Annotated in this window: 15 protein-coding genes and 1 pseudogene; 4 read left to right on the top strand and 12 right to left on the bottom strand. The window is 75.2% G+C overall.

Annotated elements, in window-relative coordinates:
- Position 1 precedes the first annotated feature (1 nt).
- Both AMK19_RS37410 and AMK19_RS37405 read right to left on the bottom strand, forming a co-directional pair.
- Positions 2 to 646, bottom strand: coding sequence for a response regulator transcription factor (locus AMK19_RS37410; RefSeq protein WP_073814920.1), 645 nt, complete (start codon positions 644 to 646; stop codon positions 2 to 4).
- Positions 646 to 1,914 carry a sensor histidine kinase gene (locus AMK19_RS37405; protein WP_073814918.1) on the bottom strand — a complete coding sequence of 423 codons (1,269 nt, stop codon included), beginning with the start codon at positions 1,912 to 1,914 and terminating at the stop codon, positions 646 to 648. Before AMK19_RS37405 ends, AMK19_RS37410 begins: the two co-directional genes overlap by 1 nt.
- Positions 1,915 to 2,051: 137 nt before the next feature.
- On the opposite strand from AMK19_RS37405, the gene AMK19_RS23270 reads away from it, so the two are divergent.
- Positions 2,052 to 3,962, top strand: a complete 1,911-nt coding sequence (locus AMK19_RS23270) for an ABC transporter permease (protein WP_083647242.1) — start codon at positions 2,052 to 2,054, stop codon at positions 3,960 to 3,962.
- Between the two features lie 413 nt (positions 3,963 to 4,375).
- Here AMK19_RS23270 and AMK19_RS23265 read toward each other — a convergent pair whose 3' ends face one another.
- Complete coding sequence (locus AMK19_RS23265) at positions 4,376 to 5,374, bottom strand: DUF4349 domain-containing protein (RefSeq protein ID WP_073814914.1); 999 nt, start codon at positions 5,372 to 5,374, stop codon at positions 4,376 to 4,378.
- Between the two features lie 186 nt (positions 5,375 to 5,560).
- On the opposite strand from AMK19_RS23265, the gene hemG reads away from it, so the two are divergent.
- Together hemG and hemQ are read left to right on the top strand one after the other, a co-directional pair.
- Positions 5,561 to 6,961 (top strand): protoporphyrinogen oxidase, encoded by a 1,401-nt coding sequence (gene hemG, locus AMK19_RS23260; RefSeq protein WP_073814912.1) that lies wholly within the window; start codon positions 5,561 to 5,563, stop codon positions 6,959 to 6,961.
- A complete protein-coding gene (hemQ, locus tag AMK19_RS23255; protein ID WP_073814911.1) occupies positions 6,958 to 7,668 on the top strand; it encodes a hydrogen peroxide-dependent heme synthase in 711 nt (236 codons plus the stop codon). The genes hemG and hemQ overlap by 4 nt, the downstream gene beginning before the upstream one ends.
- A 74-nt stretch (positions 7,669 to 7,742) precedes the next feature.
- Here hemQ and AMK19_RS23250 read toward each other — a convergent pair whose 3' ends face one another.
- The 4 genes and pseudogenes from AMK19_RS23250 to AMK19_RS35370 form a co-directional block, all read right to left on the bottom strand.
- Positions 7,743 to 8,216 carry a hypothetical protein gene (locus AMK19_RS23250; protein WP_073814909.1) on the bottom strand — a complete coding sequence of 158 codons (474 nt, stop codon included), beginning with the start codon at positions 8,214 to 8,216 and terminating at the stop codon, positions 7,743 to 7,745.
- A 93-nt stretch (positions 8,217 to 8,309) separates the two neighbouring features.
- Positions 8,310 to 9,074, bottom strand: a complete 765-nt coding sequence (locus tag AMK19_RS23245) for a TIGR04222 domain-containing membrane protein (protein ID WP_073814907.1) — start codon at positions 9,072 to 9,074, stop codon at positions 8,310 to 8,312.
- Between the two features lie 80 nt (positions 9,075 to 9,154).
- Positions 9,155 to 10,246 (bottom strand): TIGR04222 domain-containing membrane protein, encoded by a 1,092-nt coding sequence (locus tag AMK19_RS23240; protein WP_073814906.1) that lies wholly within the window; start codon positions 10,244 to 10,246, stop codon positions 9,155 to 9,157.
- A 50-nt stretch (positions 10,247 to 10,296) separates the two neighbouring features.
- Positions 10,297 to 11,575: pseudogene (locus AMK19_RS35370) on the bottom strand (DUF692 domain-containing protein).
- 191 nt (positions 11,576 to 11,766) lie between these two features.
- Between AMK19_RS35370 and AMK19_RS23225 the strand changes: the two are divergent.
- The gene (locus AMK19_RS23225) at positions 11,767 to 12,681 is read left to right on the top strand and encodes a GNAT family N-acetyltransferase (protein WP_241844530.1); all 915 of its coding nucleotides are present in this window, start codon (positions 11,767 to 11,769) and stop codon (positions 12,679 to 12,681) included.
- A 30-nt stretch (positions 12,682 to 12,711) separates the two neighbouring features.
- Here the strand turns inward: AMK19_RS23225 and AMK19_RS23220 are convergent, their stop codons facing one another.
- The 5 genes from AMK19_RS23220 to AMK19_RS23200 all read right to left on the bottom strand — a co-directional run bounded on the left by AMK19_RS23220 (position 12,712) and on the right by AMK19_RS23200 (position 18,186).
- Complete coding sequence (locus tag AMK19_RS23220) at positions 12,712 to 14,859, bottom strand: restriction endonuclease (protein WP_143200347.1); 2,148 nt, start codon at positions 14,857 to 14,859, stop codon at positions 12,712 to 12,714.
- Between the two features lie 20 nt (positions 14,860 to 14,879).
- Positions 14,880 to 15,284, bottom strand: coding sequence for a peptide-methionine (R)-S-oxide reductase MsrB (gene msrB, locus AMK19_RS23215; RefSeq protein WP_073814902.1), 405 nt, complete (start codon positions 15,282 to 15,284; stop codon positions 14,880 to 14,882).
- 27 nt (positions 15,285 to 15,311) lie between these two features.
- Complete coding sequence (murC, locus tag AMK19_RS23210; protein ID WP_073814900.1) at positions 15,312 to 16,718, bottom strand: UDP-N-acetylmuramate--L-alanine ligase; 1,407 nt, start codon at positions 16,716 to 16,718, stop codon at positions 15,312 to 15,314.
- 94 nt (positions 16,719 to 16,812) lie between these two features.
- Positions 16,813 to 17,277: an indole-3-glycerol phosphate synthase gene (locus tag AMK19_RS23205; RefSeq protein WP_143200346.1), complete on the bottom strand. Its 465-nt coding sequence runs from the start codon at positions 17,275 to 17,277 to the stop codon at positions 16,813 to 16,815.
- A gap of 132 nt (positions 17,278 to 17,409) precedes the next feature.
- Positions 17,410 to 18,186, bottom strand: a complete 777-nt coding sequence (locus tag AMK19_RS23200; RefSeq protein ID WP_073814899.1) for a pyrimidine reductase family protein — start codon at positions 18,184 to 18,186, stop codon at positions 17,410 to 17,412.
- Positions 18,187 to 18,189: the final 3 nt, after the last annotated feature.

Below are 18,189 nucleotides of genomic sequence, written 5' to 3'. Positions count from 1 at the left end.
CTCAGGCCCGTTCGTCGCCGCCGAGGAACGCCAGCACCGCCAGGACCCGGCGGTGGGTGTCCTCGGCGGGCGGCAGGTCGAGCTTCAGCAGGATGTTGCCGATGTGCTTGGCCACCGCCGCCTCCGACACCACCAGTCGGCGGCAGATCTCCGCGTTCGAGCAGCCCCGGGCCATCAGCTCCAGTACCTCCCGCTCCCGGGGCGTCAGCCGCTCCAGCGGGTCCCGGCGGCGGGCCAGCAGCCGGCGCACCACCTCCGGGTCCACCACGGTGCCGCCGGACGCCACCGTGTGCAGCGCTTCCAGGAACTCCTCGACGTGGCCGACCCGGTCCTTCAGCAGGTAGCCCACGCCCGAGCCGTCGCCGCCCGCCAGCAGCTCCGCCGCGTACGAGCGCTGCACGTACTGGCTGAGCACCAGCACCGGCAGCCCCGGCCGTTCGGTGCGCAGCGCGATCGCCGCGCGCAGGCCCTCCTCGGCCAGGCCCGGCGGCATCCGGACGTCGGTGACCACCAGGTCGGGCCGGTGCTCGGCGACCGCCGCCAGCAGCGACGGGGCGTCACCGACGGCCGCGGACACGGTGTGGCCGAAACGTTCCAGCAGGCCCACCAGGCCCTCCCGCAGCAGGACGGAGTCCTCGGCGAGCACTAGGCGGAGCGGACGTCGGGCAGCAGGGGGCACGGGATCTCCACACGCAGCAGGGTCGGCCCGCCGGGCGGGCTGCTGACGGACAGTCTGCCGTCCACCACCGCGACCCGGTCCGCCAAGCCCGTCAACCCCGTGCCCCGGGACGGGTCCGCGCCGCCCCGGCCGTCGTCGGAGACCTCCAGCACCAGCAGCCCGCCCTCGCGGCGGCCCGCCACCCGGGCCCGGGACGCACCGCTGTGCCGGGCCGCGTTCGTCAGCGCCTCGCACACCGCGAACCAGCCCGCGGACTCCACCGCCGCCGGCAGTCGGCCCGGCAGGGCGACGTCCACGTCCACCGGGAGCGGCGAACGGTCCGCCAGATCCGCGCAGGCGTCCGGCAGTCCGCGGTCGGCCAGCACCCGCGGGTGGATGCCGTGGATCAGCTCGCGCAGCTCCGCGAGCGCCCGGTCCGCCTCGGCGTGCGCCGCTGCCAGCCGCTCCCGCAGCGGGCCGTCCGGCGGGGCGTCCAGCCGGGCCAGGCCGAGCGCCATCGACAGCGCCACCAGCCGCTGCTGCGCGCCGTCGTGCAGGTCGCGTTCGATCCGGCGGCGCTCCGCCTCGAAGGCGTCCACCAGCCGGGCCCGCGAACGCACCAGCTCGCCGACCCGCTCCTGAGCACCCGTCAGCATCCGCACCAGCGCCGCCCGGGCGCCCGCCAGCGCCGTCAGCGGGTACCCGGCGGCGGGCAGCAGCACCGCGCCCGCCGCCGCCAGCGCCCACGCCGGGCCGGGGGAGTCCACCTGCGCCACCTTCAGCACGTTCACCTGCTCGCCGTCCCACGCCAGCAGCAGCGGCGTGGCCAGCAGGGCGACCGGCACCAGCGTGCCCGCCACCGCCAGCAGGTCCAGCGGCCACAGCAGGAACGCCGACAGCACCGCGCTGCCCGACTCCCGCCAGGTCGCCCCCTCCGCGAGGCGGGTGCGCAGCCACGACCGGACGCCCGGGGCGTCCGGAAGCCGGTGCGGATCGGCCGGCGGCGCGCCCATCAGCCGCAGCAGCCGCCGCTCCCACGCCCCGAACGGCAGCCCCGCCAGCGGCAGCGCCAGCACCAGCGGCAGGCCCACCAGCAGCAGCGACAGCGCCGCGCCGGCCACCGTCCAGACCAGCAGCAGCACGCACAGCAGCAGCCCCGACACCCCGCTCACCAGCAGGTACGCCACCGAGCGCCACGGCCACGCCGTCCGCAGAAAGCCCGGCCGGCGCAGCGCCTGCCAGCAGTCCGTCGCCATCCGGTGCCCCCTCGTCGTCGCCGGTCCGCGACACCATAGGGCCCGGCCCCGGGGCGGCGCGGTGGAGCGGGCTCTACCTTTCGGGGTGGGGCTGGCGTGGCTGTGCCCGCGGGCCCGGAAGGGTTGGCTGACGGAGCATGACGACCGGAATGCTCAGGCTCGCCACCCGCTCACTGCGGGCCGGCGGGCCCGCCCTGCTCGCCCCCTTCACCGCCCTCGCCCTCGGCGTCGCGCTGATGGCCACCACCCTGCTCGGCCTCGTCGCGAGCACCGCACTGCCGCCCGGCGACGAGCGGACGGCGCTGATCGCGCAGCTCGGGACCGGCTGCGGGGTCGCCGTGTTCACCGCCGGGTTCGTGGTGGCCTCCACCTACGCGTACGCCGTCGCCCGGCGACGACGCGAACTCGGCCTGCTCCGGCTGGCCGGCGCCACCCGCGGCCAGGTGCGGCGCAGCGTGCTCGGCGAGGCCGCGCTGCTCGGACTGCTCGCCGCCTCGGCCGGCGCCGCGCTGGCCCGGGGCGGTGTTCCGCTGTTCGCCCGGCTGCTGACCGCCGCCGACCTCGCCCCCGCGGGCTTCCGGATCGGCACGCCCGCCTGGCCGCTGGTCACCGCGTTCTGCACCGGCCCGCTGGTCGCCGTCACCGCCGTCGCGGTCGCTGCCCGGCGGGCCGGCCGGGTCCGTCCGCTGGAGGCGCTGCGCGAAGCCGACGTCGACACCCGGGTGATGACCCCCGGCCGGTGGCTGTGCGGCCTCGCCCTGCTCGGCACCTCCGCCGTGCTCACCGGCACCGCGCTGATCGGCGACCCCGCCGAGCTGCTGCACCGCAAGACGTACACCCTCCAGCCGATGGTGCTGATCACCGCCGCCGCCCTGCTCGCCCCCGCCCTGGCCCGGCCGCTGCTGCGCCTGCTCACCGCCCGCCGCGGCCGGGTGACGGGACGGCTGGTGCGCGGCGGCGCGCTCACCGGCGTGCGCCGGACCGGGGCGATCACCGCGCCCGTCCTGCTGTCCGTCGCCCTCGCCGGCTCGCTGACCGGGGCCCCCGCGACCGTCGCCGCCGCCCGCGCCGCCGAAGCCCGCGAACGCACCGCAGCCGAGCAGGTGCTGACGCCCCGGGACGGCGACGGCGACGCACTGGCCGCCGCGCTGCGCGACGCCCTGCCCGGCGCGGTGGTGTCGGCGACCGCCACCGCCGGGCTGTCCGTCGTCGAGCCGGACGGCACCGCCGTGCGCACCGAGGCCCAGGCCGTCGCCGACCCCGGCGCGCTGACCGCCCTCACCCGGCTCCCGGTGGCGGACGGCTCCGTCACCGCGCTCGACGACGACAGCCTGGTGCTCGCCGAGGAGTGGGGGCACCCGGCCGTCGGCGACCGCGTGCCGGTGGTGCTCGCCGACGGCACCCGCCGCACCCTGCGGGTCGCCGCCGTCCTGCGCGACGGCACCGGCGACAACCCCGTCTACCTCACTCCGCGCAACGCCCCCGGCGCGCACACCGACCGGATCGACCTGACGACCGCCCCCGCCCCCGGCACCGGCACCGGCACCGGCACCGGGACCGAGGACCGCCTGCGGGCCGTCGCCCACGCACACGGCGCGACGCTCGCCACCCGCGCCGAATGGCTCGCCGCGTACTACCCGACCGACGACCCGAAACGCCTCCGGCGGATCGCGGGCGTCCTCGGCCTCGCCCTGCTCTACACCGCGATCGCCCTCGCCCACGCCGCCCTCACCACCACCGCGGACCGCCGCCGCGAACTCGCCCAACTCCGCCTCGCCGGCGCCACCCGCGCCCAGGCAGTCCGCCTGGTCGCCACCGAGACCTTCACTGTGGTCGTGACGGGCGCCCTGCTCGGCACCCTCGTCACGGCCGCCGGGCTCGCCGCCATGCAGACCGCCCTGCGCCTGCTCGGCACCACCGGACCGCTCGTCGTCCCGTGGGGCGCCCTGGGCGCAACGGCCCTGCTGTGTACGGCGATCGCCGTCCCGTGCGCGAGCACGGCCGCGGCCTTCGCGGTACGGGCCCGGCCGGTCACGGCGCTGCGCTGAGCGACGGGGCGACGTGGGGGCAGCGCGGTGCCGAGCGGGCGTGGGCGTTGAGATGCGGGCTCGGTGCTGCGGTCACGCTGCGCGGGGCGGTGGGCTGTGGCGGTGTGTTGTCGGGTGGGCCCGGGGGCGAGGTGGCTGTGGTGCTGTGGACCCGCCGACCGGTCGCGCGGCGCGGGCCTGGCCAGTGCGGCCACGCTGCGCGGGCCTCGGCCGTTCACGGTGCTGCGCCGGGGTGGCGGCTGGGTTCCCTTGCCTGTGGCCACGCTGCGCGGGCTGATCGCGCTACGGCCGGGACTCTGGCGCGGGCCTGGCCGCTGCGGGCCCCGGCCGTTCACGGTGCCGTCCTCCGTTGCCTGCGGCTGCACTGCGTGGGCCCGGCCGGGGGTGGGGTCGTGTGGCCGGGCCCTCGGGGGTCAGTCCTCCGGGGTGGTGGTCGGGGGGTGCTGGGGCGGGGAGGGGAAGCCGGGGCCGGTGGGGGTGGGACGGTGGCGGGGGTGGGTGCGGCGGTGGCGGTGGAGGAGCCAGGCGAGGGGGGCCAGGACGAGGAGGAACGGCGCGCCGGCGGCCAGGACGGTGAGGAGGACGCGCAGGACGGTCAGCAGGGCGTGCCAGCCGCCGGCGAGGGCGTTGGCGACGGAGGCCCAGAAGCCGTCGTCCTTGTGCTTGACGACCGCGCCGGTGGGGCGCCGGTCGTCGGTCATCAGGTCGAGGGTGACGGTGGAGAGGGAGGTGCGCGAGGACAGCTCCTGCTGCTGGCGTTCGAGCGCCTCCAGGTCGGACTCGCGGCGGGTCAACTCGCTTTCCAGGGACACCACTTCGCTGAGCGACTTGGCGTCCGTCATCAGCGCCCGGACCCGGTCCACGCTGGCCCGCATCGACTTGACGCGGCTGTCGACGTCGGCGATCTGCCCGGTCAGGTCGTCGGCCTGGCTGGTGAGGGCGAGTCGCTGTCCGAGGCCGCCGAGCGCCTCCAGGACGCCCTGGTACGCATCGGCGGGCACCTTCAGCGTCAGCGTGGCCTGCGCGCCGTCGCCCGCGCCGCGGCGGCTCTCGCTGCCGACGTAGCCGCCCGCCTTCAGGGCCACGTCGACGGCCTTGTCGCGGGCCGGTTCCAGGTCGCCCACCTTGACGGTCATCCGGGCCTGGTAGGCGATCTGTCGATTCGTCGGCTGCCCGGACGGACCGGCCGACGCCGGTGCGGTCGCACCGCCCGCCCCCGCGCCGCCCGTTCCTGCTGCGCCACCCGCCCCCACTGCGCCCGCCGCCTTGGCGTCGGCCGGCGCGACCGCCGGCACCCCGTTGTCGGCCTTGCCCACAGACGCGGCGCTGCCGCCGCTCGCACTGCACCCGGCCAGCAGCAGCACCGCCGCCAGGGCGCCGGCCGCCCCCGCGCTGCGCACCCGCACTCGCATCCTGTGTTCCTCCCCGTGTGGCGGGGCGGGCCGCTCGCCCGCCCCCTTCGGCACTGTGACGCGCGGGCCCGCGGATCGGACCCGCCTCGGCGGTACCGGACGGATCACGCCTCGGCCTCGTGGCGGTCTCGGCCCCCCGCGTGGGCCGGTGCGGGATCCGGGATAAGGGCTGGAAGACTTCGGGACATGGCGAAACCTCACGTCGTGGTGATCGGTGGCGGCATCGCGGGCCTGGCCGCGGCCGCCTTCCTCAGTGACCGGCCGGTGCGGGTCACCGTGCTGGAGGCGTCCGACCGCTTCGGCGGCAAACTGCGCGGCGGGGAGGTCGGCGGCGTCCGGGTCGACCTCGGCGCGGAATCGATGCTGGCCCGCCGCCCCGAGGCCGTCGAGCTGGCCCGGAAGGTCGGCCTCGGCGAGCGGCTGGAGCCGCCCACCACCGCCAAGGCGTCGATCTGGACCCGCGAGGGCCTGCGTCCGATGCCCGGCGGCCAACTGATGGGCGTGCCCGGCGACCTGGACGCGCTGAAGGCGTCCGGCGTGCTCACCCCCGAGGGCCTGGAGCGGGCCGCGAACGAGCAGCCCGCCGCGATCGGCGAGGACGCCGCGATCGGCGGCTACATCGCCGCCCGGCTCGGCCGCGAGGTGGTCGACCGGCTGGTCGAGCCGCTGCTCGGCGGCGTGTACGCCGGGCACGCCGACGAGATCTCGATCCGCGCCGCCGTCCCGCAGCTGCTGGCGCTCGCCCGGCGCGGCGGCTCGCTGACCGAGGCCGTCCGGGAACGCGCTGCCGCCGCCACCGCCGCCGGCCCGGTCTTCCAGGGCCTGCGCGGCGGTCTCGGCACCTTCCCCGAGGCGATCGCCGCCCACGACCGCGCGCACGGCGCGGAACTGCTCACCGACCACCCCGTCGAGGCGCTGCGCCGCACCCCCGACGGCTGGCAGATCACCACCGCCGGGCGGCAGTTGCACGCCGACGCCGTGGTGCTGGCCGTCCCCGCGCCGCACGCCGCCGCGCTGCTCGCCGCCGACGCGCCCGCCGCCGCGGCCGAGCTGCGGGAGATCGAGTACGCCTCGATGGCGCTGGTCACGCTGGCCTTCCGGCGCGCCGACCTGGCGGACAGCCCGCTCACCGGCAGCGGCTTCCTGGTGCCGCCGGTGGACCGCCGCAACATCAAGGCGTCCACCTTCTCCAGCAACAAGTGGGGCTGGCTGGAACGCTCCGCGCCCGACGCCTTTCTGCTGCGTACCTCGCTCGGCCGGCACCGCGAGGCCGCCGCGCTGCAGCTGGACGACGTCGAACTGGTCGCCCGCTCGCTGGCCGACCTGCACACCGCCGTCGGCCTGACCGCCACCCCGTACGACCACGCCGTCACCCGCTGGACCGACGGTCTGCCGCAGTACCCGGTCGGCCACCTGGACCGGGTCGCCCGGATCCGCGCCCGGCTGGACGAGCTCGGCGCGATCGCCGTCTGCGGCGCCGCCTACGACGGCGTCGGCATCCCCGCCGTCGTCGCCGGCGCCCGCCGGGCCGCCGAGGTGCACCCCGTCATCGGAACCACCCGCACAGAAGGGACAATGGGCTCATGACCGAAAGCACTGAGCAGCCCGTGAAGAAGAAGGCCCGCGACCTCAACCAGGTCATCCGCTACACCATGTGGTCGGTGTTCAAGCTGAAGGACGGCCTCCCCGAGGACCGTTCCGCCCTGGTCGCCGAGGTGGACGCCCTCTTCGAGCAGCTCTCCGCCAAGGACGTCACCATCCGCGGCACCTACGACGTGTCCGGTCTGCGCGCCGACGCCGACCTGATGATCTGGTGGCACGCCGAGAACTCGGACGACCTGCAGGAGGCGTACAACCGCTTCCGCCGCACCGAGCTGGGCCGCCGCATGGAGCCGGTCTGGTCGAACATGGCGCTGCACCGCCCCGCCGAGTTCAACAAGTCGCACATCCCGGCGTTCCTCGCCGACGAGCATGCGCGCGAGTACGTGTGCGTCTACCCGTTCGTCCGCTCCTACGAGTGGTACCTGCTCCCCGACGAGGAGCGCCGGGCGATGCTGTCCGAGCACGGGCAGATGGCCCGCGGCTACCCGGACGTGCGCGCCAACACCGTCGCCTCGTTCGCGCTCGGCGACTACGAGTGGCTGCTGGCCTTCGAGGCCGACGAGCTGCACCGGATCGTCGACCTGATGCGCGACCTGCGCCCGTCCCGCGCGCGGCTGCACGTGCGCGAGGAGGTGCCGTTCTTCACCGGCCGCCGCAAGTCGGTCGGCGACCTGGTCGCCGGACTGTTCTGAGCCGACACACCGACAGCCGCCGCCGTGCGAAGGCACGGCGGCGGCTGTCTGCGTGTCGGGGCGCGGTCGGGGGATCAGACGGGGGCGTTCTGCAGGTCGTCGATGACCAGGTCGGGCAGCCGCAGCCGGTAGTCGACCGGGATGGTGGAGCCGTCGTCCCACTGCTCGGTGAGCAGCACCGTGGTGTGTCCGGCGCCGCTGTCGCCCTGGGTGACGTTCCAGCTGGTCGGCACGTTCTGCGCCCGGAAGACCGGGTCGGCGCCGTGGTCCTCGGCCCACTGGTCGAGCCGGGCGTTCAGGTCGTCGGTCAGGTACTCGTCGCGGACCATCCTGGCCGAGTCGGGCGACCCGGCCAGGACGGCGTCGCGGTACTTGGAGAAGAAGGTGTCGACCTGCTGCTCGGCGGGCGTCAGGTACTCGTGCGACTGCGAGGCCCGGGCGAGGCGGGGCTGCTCGACGGCGTGCGCCGCCGGGGCCGGGCCGGGGGCGAGCAGGCCGGCCAGGGACAGGGCGAAGACCGCCGCGGTGGCGGTGCGGAATCGAATCATGCCGAGCAGTCTGCGAGCGGCCAACGGTCCTTCGTGTACGGCGCGCTGGTGAGGCGTCGGAAGTGGGCCCGGTCGGCTCCCGGCGGGCCGGGTCTAACGGTGGATCAGCGCGGCCCGCAGGCGCGGGTCCTGGACGGCCTCGGGGCCGCGCATCGCGACCGCCGTGAGCAGGTCGTCGGCGGCGCCGGCCCGGCAGAGGTGCGGGCGGCGCAGTGCGCGCAGCAGGTGCTGGCCGGCCGGGGCGGCCCACGCGGTGTAGGCGTGCACGTCGACCCGGGCCATCAGCAGGGTGCCGCCGGTCAGCACCAGCGGCAGGGCGTACCAGGCGACGGCCGTCCGGGCGGACCGGCCGTCGGCGTTCAGCACCACCGTGACCAGCAGCATCGCGACGGCCGTGAGCAGCGCGTACCGCACGTGCCCGACCGCCCGGCGGGCCCGGTCCCGGACCGCCGCGGGCGTCGCCAGCCCGGCCACGGCGAGCCGGTCGCCGATGTCCCGGACGGTCGGGTGGGTGGCCAGTGCGGCCTTCAACTGGGCGGTGCGGCACTGGCCTTCGGGGCCGATCGCGGTGATCAGCGCCCGCTCCAGCCGGCCCCGGCCGAGCGGGTCGACCACCGTCGTCCACCCGGTGTGCGCCAGGTGCAGCCGACCCAGCCCGGCCATCCGGACCAGCGCCAGATCGACCACCCGGGCCGGGCCGCCTGCCAGGTACGCGGTCTCGTACAGGCCGATCCCCGCGGCCCGGTCGGCGGCCGGCAGGTGCTCGACGAGCGCGTCGGCGATCGCGGCGACCCGGACCAGGCGCAGACAGGACAGCACCGCGGCGGCACAGGTCGGGATCAGCAGCAGCACCCACATGGTGTTTGTTCTAGTCCCGTGTGCGCGGCAAACGGAACTGATCCACCTGCCGCGATACCGAACTGTGACACAGGATTCGTTCAGGAACCGCAGCCCCCGCCGCCCCCGCAGCTCGAACCGGACGACCCGCACGAGCTGGACGAACCGCACGAGTGCGAGGAGCCGCCGCAGGAGTGGCCGCCCGAATGCCCGCCCGAATCCCCGCCGGAGGACGAGCCGCACGAGTGCGAGTGCCCGCCGCCGGAGTGGCCGCCGCCCGAATGCCCGCCCGAGTGGTTCGAGGACGAGCCGCAGGCGTAGGAGGCGGCCCCGCACCACGCGTTGCCCGCGGCCGCCGACCCGCCGGCCAAGCTGCTGACGGACCGGCGGCCCGCCTTCGTCAGCCGGACCGGCCGGGCCACGGCGCCGCCGAACGCCTCGCGCAGCAGGTGCTCCTCGTCGGTCAGCGCGGCGGCCCCGTCCAGGGCGAACGCGCCGACCAGCACGGCGTGCTCCCCGCTCACGTCGCGCGGACGCCACGGGCTGCTGCCGCGAACCAGTCCCAGCTGGCGCAGCCCGGCGGGCGTGATCGGCGCCTTCGGCGGCCGCCCGATCACCAGGTACAGCGCGGCGATCATGGCCAGCGCGCCGAACGGGAAGAACGGCGGAGCGCTCTGGTCCCGCGCCGGCCCGGACAGCCACTGGAGGGTGGCGGCCGTGCCCAGCGCCAGGGTGACCACCAGCGCGAGCACCACCAGCCGGCGGGCCCGCCAGGCCGCCCTGATCGCGGTGGGCCGGCGCAGCAGGCCGCGGGCGGCCAGCGGGTCGCCGATCCGCTGCACGTCCCGGCTGCCCACCACGGAGGTGCGCAGCACGGACAGGTCCCGCCCGGTGCGGCCGCCGACCGCGGTGATCAGCACGGACTCGACGGCGTCGCGCGGCTCGCTGTCGGTGACCGTCACCCGGTGGGCCCGGGAGATCACCACCCGGCCCTCGCGCTCCATCCGGACCAGCGCGGTGTCCACCGCCCGGGCCGGGCCGCCGGCCAGGTACGCGGCCTCCAGCAGCAGCATGCTGCGTCCGGGCAGGCCTTTCGGTTCGGTGACCCGGCGGCAGCGCCGGTTGAAGACCGTGGCGACGGCCACGGCCGACGCGACCAGGGCCAGGGCCACGACGAACTGGGTGTTCCACATTCCCCCGATGTCCTTTCGTGCGGTGGTGCGGGATGGCGGCGGTGCGGCGGCTACCCGTGCGCCCGGGCGGTGCGGCGCGGCAGCAGGCGGGCCCAGCGGCGGGCCGTCGGGTGGAGCAGGCGGTGCAGTGCCGGGTGCCACGGCGCGGTGGGCGCGGCGTCCAGTGCCCAGTCGGCGAAGGCGCGGGCGTCGGCCCGGTAGCCGCCGGTGAGCGGTCGGTCGGTGGCGTAGCGGCGGAACAGCGGCGCGAAGTCCGCGCCGAGCAGCTCGGGAAGTTCGGGCATCAGATGGCCGACGGTCTCGCGGCGCTTGGCGAGCAGGCCTTCGGCCTGGATGCGCAGTTGCGCCGGGTCGAAGCCGGCCGGCGCGGGGCCGCCGGCCACCAGTGCGGTCAGCAGCTCTTCCTGGCGTGCTGCCAAGTGGCGGCGGGCCAGGGCGAGTTCGGCGTCGGCGCGGTCACGGATCAGGTATTCGTCCCGTTCGGACAAGGTCGGGCTCCTCCCGATGGGCACGGGCCGTGCGGTGGACCCGGCGGATGGCGTCGAGTTCGGCGGACAGTTCGGCGGGCGGCGGGTAGGCGCCGTCCCGCTCCAGCAGCACCCCGGGCGGGTCGGTGCGTTCGCACAGCGCGGCGAGCACCTCCAGCACGGGCGCGGTGACGGGGTGGGTGTGGGTGTCGTGCCAGACGCCGTCGCGCTCCACCCCGCCCGCGACGTGCACGTAGGCGAGCGCGTCCAGCGGCAGCCGGTCGAGTTCGGCGGCCGGGTCGATGCCCAGGTTGACCCGGTTGGTGTGCAGGTTGGCGACGTCCACCAGCAGGTGCACGCCGGTGCGCTCGACGAGCTCGGCGAGGAACTGCGCCTCCGTCAACTCGTCGCCCGGCCACGCGAGATGGGCGGCGATGTTCTCCAGCGCCAGCGGCACCGGCAGCTCCTGCTGGGCGATCCGCACATTGGCCGCCACCACCCGCAGCGCCTCCCGGGTCCGCGGCACCGGCAGCAGGTGACCGGCCTCCAGACCGCCCGCCCGGACGAACGCCAGATGCTCGCTGACCAGCGGCGAACCCAGCGCCTCGGCGACCGACGCCAGCCGGGCGACGCGCGCCGGAGCGGGCTCCGCGGCATCCCCGAGACCCAGCGAGACACCGTGCGGGACGACGGTGACGCCCCGGGCCCGCAACGCCACCAGCGACGGCGGCAGATGATCGGCGCAGACGTTCTCCGCGACCACCTCCACCCAGTCCAGCCCGGGCAGCCGCTCGACGGCGGTGTCGATCTCGGGGCGCCAGCCAAGACCCGTGCCCAGCCGCGGAATTCCGTGCGACGACATATTCCACCCCTTCCCGCCGGGCCTTTCGACGGCCTCGGTCCCCCTCGCCGAGGGTGTATCCGGTCGGGCCCCTTGCCAAGCGGGACACCGGAAACTCAGAGCTGAACTTGAGCTTTCCCGCCCACTGAACACCACGGCCCGCAGGTGGGGGAAATTCAGCGGCGCGCAGGCGAACGACTGACTAACGTGACATGCCTATGACTTCGATGCCGTACCACATCCGCCCGTTCGCCCCCGAGGACGCCGCCGGGGCCACCGAGGCCTACCGGGCCGGCCGACCGCACCTGGTCATCACGCCCGAGGTGACCAACTGGCTCGTCGGCCTTCCGCACTACCACCTGCTGGTCGCCGAACGCGGCGGGCAGGTCGTCGGCTCCGCGAGGTTCGGCCCGGTCACCGAGAGCACCACCCCCCACCAGGGCTTCCTGAACGTCAGCGTGCTGCCCGAGCACCGCGGCGCGGGCATCGCCACCGCGCTGCTCGCCGCCGCCGAACGCGAACTCGCCGCGCTCGACGTCCGCGACGTCCACGGCTGGGCGGACGGCACCCCCGAAGCCCTCGGCTTCGCCGCCGCGCGCGGCTACCGCCGCGGCCGCCGCGCCCAGTTCGCCGGCCGCGACCTCACCGTCCCGCTCCCGCCGCTGCCGCCCACCCCGGCCGGCATCGAACTGCGCACCGCCGCCGACTTCCTGGACGACCCCTACCCGATCTACCTGGTCGACATCGACGGCACCCGCGCCGAACCCGGCGACCTCGCCCTGGAGGACCAGTCCTACGAGGGCTGGCTCGCCGAGATCTGGCAACGGCCCGACCAGGACCACGCCTTGACGTCGGTGGTGCTCGACGGCGGCGAGGCCGTCGCGTTCTCGGCGGCCCAGACCGACGGACGCAACTACTGGTCGGGCTTCACCGCGACCCGCTCCACGCACCGCGGGCGCGGGCTGGCCAAGCTCGCCAAGGCCCATGCGCTTCGGCGCGCCCAGGAGCGGGGGCTGGCGGCCGCGTACACCAACAACGACGGGGACAACGCGCCGATGCTCGCGATCAACGACTGGTTCGGGTACCGGGTCTGCGCGGAGGAGTGGAAACACAGCCGGACGCTGTAGGGGCGCGAAACCTGTGCCCGCGCCCCCGGGTCACTCCACCTCGACGCCGTGGTCGCGAGCCAGGCCCGCGAGGCCGTCGGACCAGCCCTGGCCGACGGCGCGGAGTTTCCAGCCGTCGGCGGGGTGGCGGTAGAGCTCGGCGACCAGCATGGCGGAGATGGCCGGGTCGGTGGGCGGGCGGAAGAGCCAGCGGGCGGGGCCGGAGGCGAGTTCCACGGTCGGGTCCACCAGGTCGGCGCAGGTGGCGTCGGTGTCGGCGTCGAGGTTGACCGAGATCGCGACCCGGTGGATCGCGGCCGGCAGCCGCGCCGTGCGGACGGTCGCGCTGCCGTCGCCCGGCTCCAGGGTGACGGCGCCGTTCTCGGCGGTCGGCTGGTGGTAGAAGACGAAGTCCTCGTCGGCCCGGACCTTGCCGCCGGTGTCGAGCAGCAGCAGCGTCAGGTCGGCGTCCGCGCCGCCGGCCCGGAAGCGCACCCGCACCTCGCCGTCGGGCAGCACGGTGTTCTGGCCGGGCGCCAACTCGACGGCGGCCGGCTCCTCGGCGCGCTGCGCCGGGATCTCGGCGGGGCCGAGCCGCCCCGGGAGGCCGTGCTCGCGGAGCAGGGTGAGCAGCATCGGGCCGTCCACCAGGGTGAGCGGCTGGCCCGCGGCGTGCTTGCGGGAGCCGGGGCCGAAGCCCGAGGTGGTGACCAGGATGCCGCGGTTGGCGCCCTGGCGGCGCATGGTGGACTCCAGGTCGCGGACGGCACTGGGGGAGACGGTGTGCCGGTAGCGCTTGGCCTGGATGACGATCTTGCCGCCGGTGATCGGGTCCGGGTCCTCGGCGAGGACGTCGACGCCCTCGTCCCCGCTGCGGGCGGTGGTGCTGGTGCGGAAGCCGCGGCGGCGGAACAGTTCGGCGATCAGCTTCTCGAACTCGATCGGGTCCATCGCGAACAGGTCCGGCTCGTCGCCGTCGACGGCGGAGGTCGCGGCGGCCGGGATCGCGGCCACCGTGTCGGCCTTCTCGGGACGGGCGGAGAGTCGTCCGCCGAGCGCCTCCAGCAGGCAGTCCAGTGGGGCGACCCGGTCCAGCGCCAGTCCGGCGAAGGTCTCCCGGTCGACCTCGACGGCCAGCAGGCAGCGGTCGCCCTCCTGGCCGGTCGCCGGGTCCGGGGCCACCACGACGCCGTTCAGGCCGACCGAGGAGATCAGCCCGCCGGTGTCGGCCCGGAACACCTCCGCCAGCACCCGCAGCGCGCACTGCGCGAGCACCTCGCGGTAGATCTCCTTGCGCTGGGTGGCCGGTCGCGCCACCTCGTCCTCGCGGTCGTCGGAGCGGACGTACCGGTACCGGCCGACGGAGGGCACCACGTCGAACGGGGGCAGCTCCCACCGCACCACCAGGCGGCGGGTGTCGGCGTCCCAGGAGGTCTCGCCGTCGGTGGGGAAGTCGTCCGGCCAGTCCTCCCGCCAGTCGATCACCGCCTCGAAGTACTCGGCGACCGCCGCCGCCTCGCCCGCCCGCAGCCGCGCTTCGAGCCGGCCCGCCTGGGTGCTCTGCCCGGCCAGCAACCGGTGCCGCTCGGTCGCCCACGCGTCGTACTGGGTGCGGTAGTCGGCGAGTTGACGCTGCCGCTGCTGCTCGGCCGCCCACGCCGCCTGCCAGTCGTACTCGAACCGGGCCCGCGCGTGCGCGGCCTGCTCCTCCCACTGGCGGCGGGCCGCCGGGTTGTACGCCTGCGCGCCCGTCAACGGCGGCACCAGGTACCAGTTCTGATCGGGCATCGGCACCGGCGTACCGAGCGGACCCGGGTCGAACGGCGGAATCGCGCCCTGTCCGCCCCGGCTCTGCTCCGCCAGCGAGAACCCGGGCCCGGCCAGGCCCGCCGCCAGCACGCCGCGCAACTCGGCCACCCGGTCGTCCAGTTCGGCCGTCCGGCGGGCCGCGTCCGCGTCCCGCTGCTGCTGGTACGCCTTCAGCGCCTCACGTTCGCCCCGGGCCGCTGCCCGCTGCGCCTCGCGCTGCGCGCGCTCGTGGTCGCGCTGCTGCGCGGCCGCCGCCTTCCGCTGCGCCTCCACGCGGCGGTGCTGCTCACGCTGCGCCTCCGCCAGTACCGACCACACCCCGGAAGACCGCCGCCGCGCCACGCCCGCCCCACCCACGTCCAGACCGATCGAGAGCGACCAGTCTTCCACGGGGCGGGCGTGGTCGCGCCCTACTCGGCGGGCTTCAGCCGCAGCGAGATCGAGTTGATGCAGTACCGCTGGTCGGTCGGCGTGCCGTAGCCCTCGCCCTCGAACACATGCCCGAGGTGGCTGCCGCAGCTCTTGCACCGCACCTCGACCCGGCGCATCCCGAGCGTGCTGTCCTCCAGGTACTCCACCGAGTCCCCGGCCAGCGGCGCGTAGTACGACGGCCAGCCGCAGTGCGAATCGAACTTCGTCTCGCTGCTGAACAGCTCCGCCCCGCATGCCCGGCAGCTGTACACGCCGACCGTCCTGGTGTCGGTGTACTCGCCGACGAACGGGCGCTCGGTGCCGGCCTCGCGGAGCACGTGGTACTCCTCGGGGCTCAGCTCGGCGCGCCACTCGGCGTCGGACTTCTCGACCTCGTAGCTCACGACACTCTCCAGGGCTCGCCGTTCGACTCAGACAGCAGGTGCAACGTCCGCCAGGGCGGCCAGAATTTCCGGGCCCAGGTTGGTGACGTCGCCCGCGCCCATGGTCAGCACCAGGTCACCGGGCCGGGCCAGGGCGGCCAGCACGGCGGGCGCGGCGGCGAACTCGTGCTCGGCGCGGACGTCCGCACCGGCCCGGCGGGCCGCGTCGATGATCAGCTCGGCGGTGACGCCCGGGATCGGGTCCTCGCGGGCCGGGTAGATGTCCAGCACCACCGAGCCGTCCGCCAGCGCCAGCGCCTGGCCCATCTCCTCGGCCAGCTGCTGGGTGCGGGAGAACAGGTGCGGCTGGAACACCACCAGCACCCGGGCCTCGCCCGCGGCCTCGCGGATCGCCTCCAGGTCGGCGGCCATCTCGGTCGGGTGGTGCGCGTACGAGTCGATCACCTGCACGCCGCGCGCCTCGCCCTTCAGCTGCAGCCGCCGCTTCACGCCGGTGTACGCGCCCAGCGCCTTCGCCAGCCCGTCCGCCGGAACGCCCAGCGCGACGCCCGCGGCCAGCGCCGCCACCGCGTTGTGCGCGTAGTGCCGGCCCGGCACCGAGACGGTGAACGCCAGCTGCTCGCCGCCCAGTTCGACCGTCACCTCGCTGGTCATGCCGCGCGCCGCCACCGACAGCACCCGCACGTCCGCGTCCTCGGCCGCGCCGACCGTCACCACGTTCAGGCCCTCGCGCCCGGCGACCCGGCGGGTCAGCTCCCGGGCGCCCTCGTGGTCGGCCGACACCACCAGGGTGCCGCCGGGGACGATCCGGCCGACGAAGGTCTCGAAGGATTCGTAGATCTCCTCCATCGACGCGTAGTTGGCGTGGTGGTCCAGCTCCACGTTGAGGACGATCGCCACCTCGGGCGCGTACTTGTGGAAGCTGCGGTCGCTCTCGTCCGCCTCCGCGACGAAGATCTCGCCCGCGCCGTGGTGCGCGTTCGACCCCGGCAGGTCCAGGTCGCCGCCGATCGCGTACGACGGCTCCAGACCCAGTTCGCCCAGGCTGACCGCCAGCATCGAGGTGGTGGTGGTCTTGCCGTGCGTGCCCGCCACCGCGAGCGCCCGACGGCCGCCCATCAGCGCGGCCAGCGCGTCCGAACGGTGCACCACCGGGACGCCGCGCTCCTGCGCAGCGACCAGCTCCGGGTTGTCGGCGCGGATCGCGCTGGAGACCACCACGCTGCTCGTCCCGGCCGGCAGGTGCTCGGCCGCGTGGCCGACGTACACCGTCGCGCCCAGCTCGCGCAGCGCCCGCACGGTCTCCGACTCCTTGGCGTCGCTGCCCGAGACGGTGGCGCCGCGCACCGCGAGGATCTTCGCCAGGCCGGACATGCCGGCGCCGCCGATGCCGATGAAGTGCGGGGCGTGCAGGTCGTGCGCGGCGTCGTTCAAGGCTGCTCCGTACAGGCGAGGTCGGAATGGGGCGTCCCGCGGCCCGCTTGCAGGGCGGTGCCACGGGACGATTCTGCCCTAATCGGGAGGGCGGTCAGGAGTCGCTGGCGAACAGCTTGAGGACGGGGACGCCGACCTCGTGCCGGGCGCGGGAGGCCCAGTCGCGGTGGAAGAACTCCTCGACGAAGTGCGGCGAGGTCAGCACCAGCACCTCGTCGGCCCGGAACTCCTCGACCACCTCGCGCAGACGCACCAGCGGCTGCTGCTCGACCACCTCGCCGACCGCCTCCGCACCGGAGCGGCGCAGGTGGCGCAGGCTGTGTTCCAGGGACTCCCCGGCCAGGGTCGGTTCGTCGCCGGCGGCCTCGTCGTGCTCGTGCACCGCCTGGTCGAGATGGCCGAGGGCCACATCGTCCAGGGCGCGCAGCAGTTCGTCCTGCTTGCCGCGCGGTTGCATCAGGACGACGAAGGACACCTTCTCCTCGCCGTGGAGCGTGGTGACCAGTTCCACGTCGGCGTCGGAGAGTGCCTTTTCGATCATCAGTACGGTCTTGAACACGCGAGTCCCTTCGCTGGTACGGGCCCCCGGGTCCGGCTCCACAGCCCCTCCTTCATAGTGCCCGGAGGAAGGATTCCTCACGCTGCACACGCGCCACATGGAACACGTGGTCCACATCGGTCAGGAAGTGGCTCAGGTGAGGGCGGGGTCGCTCGGCGAGCGGTCCGGATCGGTCGACCGCAGATAGCGGGTGAAGAGGAAACCTTTCTCCTCGATCAATGACACCAGCCGCATCCGCCGGACGTCCGCGATGTGCGGGCCGTTCACGATCCTCGGTGAATCACCGCCCGTGACCAGAGGGGCCACCGAGAGGCACAACTCGTCCAGCAGGCCGTCCGCCGCGAGCTGTCCGAGCAAGCGGGGACCGCCCTCCGTGAGCTGCCGGCGCCAACCACGCTCCGTGAGCGCCGCCACCGCCCGGGGGAGGTCCACCGAGCCCGTTCCTGCGGTGATCACGTCGGCGACCTCGGCGGTCCGGGCCAGCTTCTCGGCCGGGGCGTCCGAGACGGTGATCACCGCCGTCGGCACCAGCGGGGACGTGAACAGCGGGGCGGACAGGTCCAGGTCGAGGCTCCGCGACACCATCGCGATCACCGGCGCGGGCAACTGGCCTGCGGCCCGCCGCCGCTCGGCGAACTCCGCCCGCGCACGACCCGGCCGGTACCCCTCCGCCCGCACCGTCTCGGCCCCCACCAGCACCACGTCGCACAGCGCCCGCAGCACGCCGAAGATCCGCTTGTCCGCTTCGCTGGACAGGCCGTCCGAGAGGCCGTCCAACCGCGCGGCGCCGTCCAGCGAGGACACCATGTTCGCCCGCAGCCAGGGTGTGTCCGAGGGGTACGCGTACGCCTGGGCCAGCCACTCCAGGGTGTCGGGGGTGCCGGGGGTGTTGCCGATCAGTTGCTCCATGGC

Origin of the sequence: Kitasatospora sp. CB01950, from assembly GCF_001905465.1 — a bacterium.
Taxonomy (GTDB): domain Bacteria; phylum Actinomycetota; class Actinomycetes; order Streptomycetales; family Streptomycetaceae; genus Kitasatospora.
This window is presented reverse-complemented; position numbering and strand designations above follow the sequence as displayed.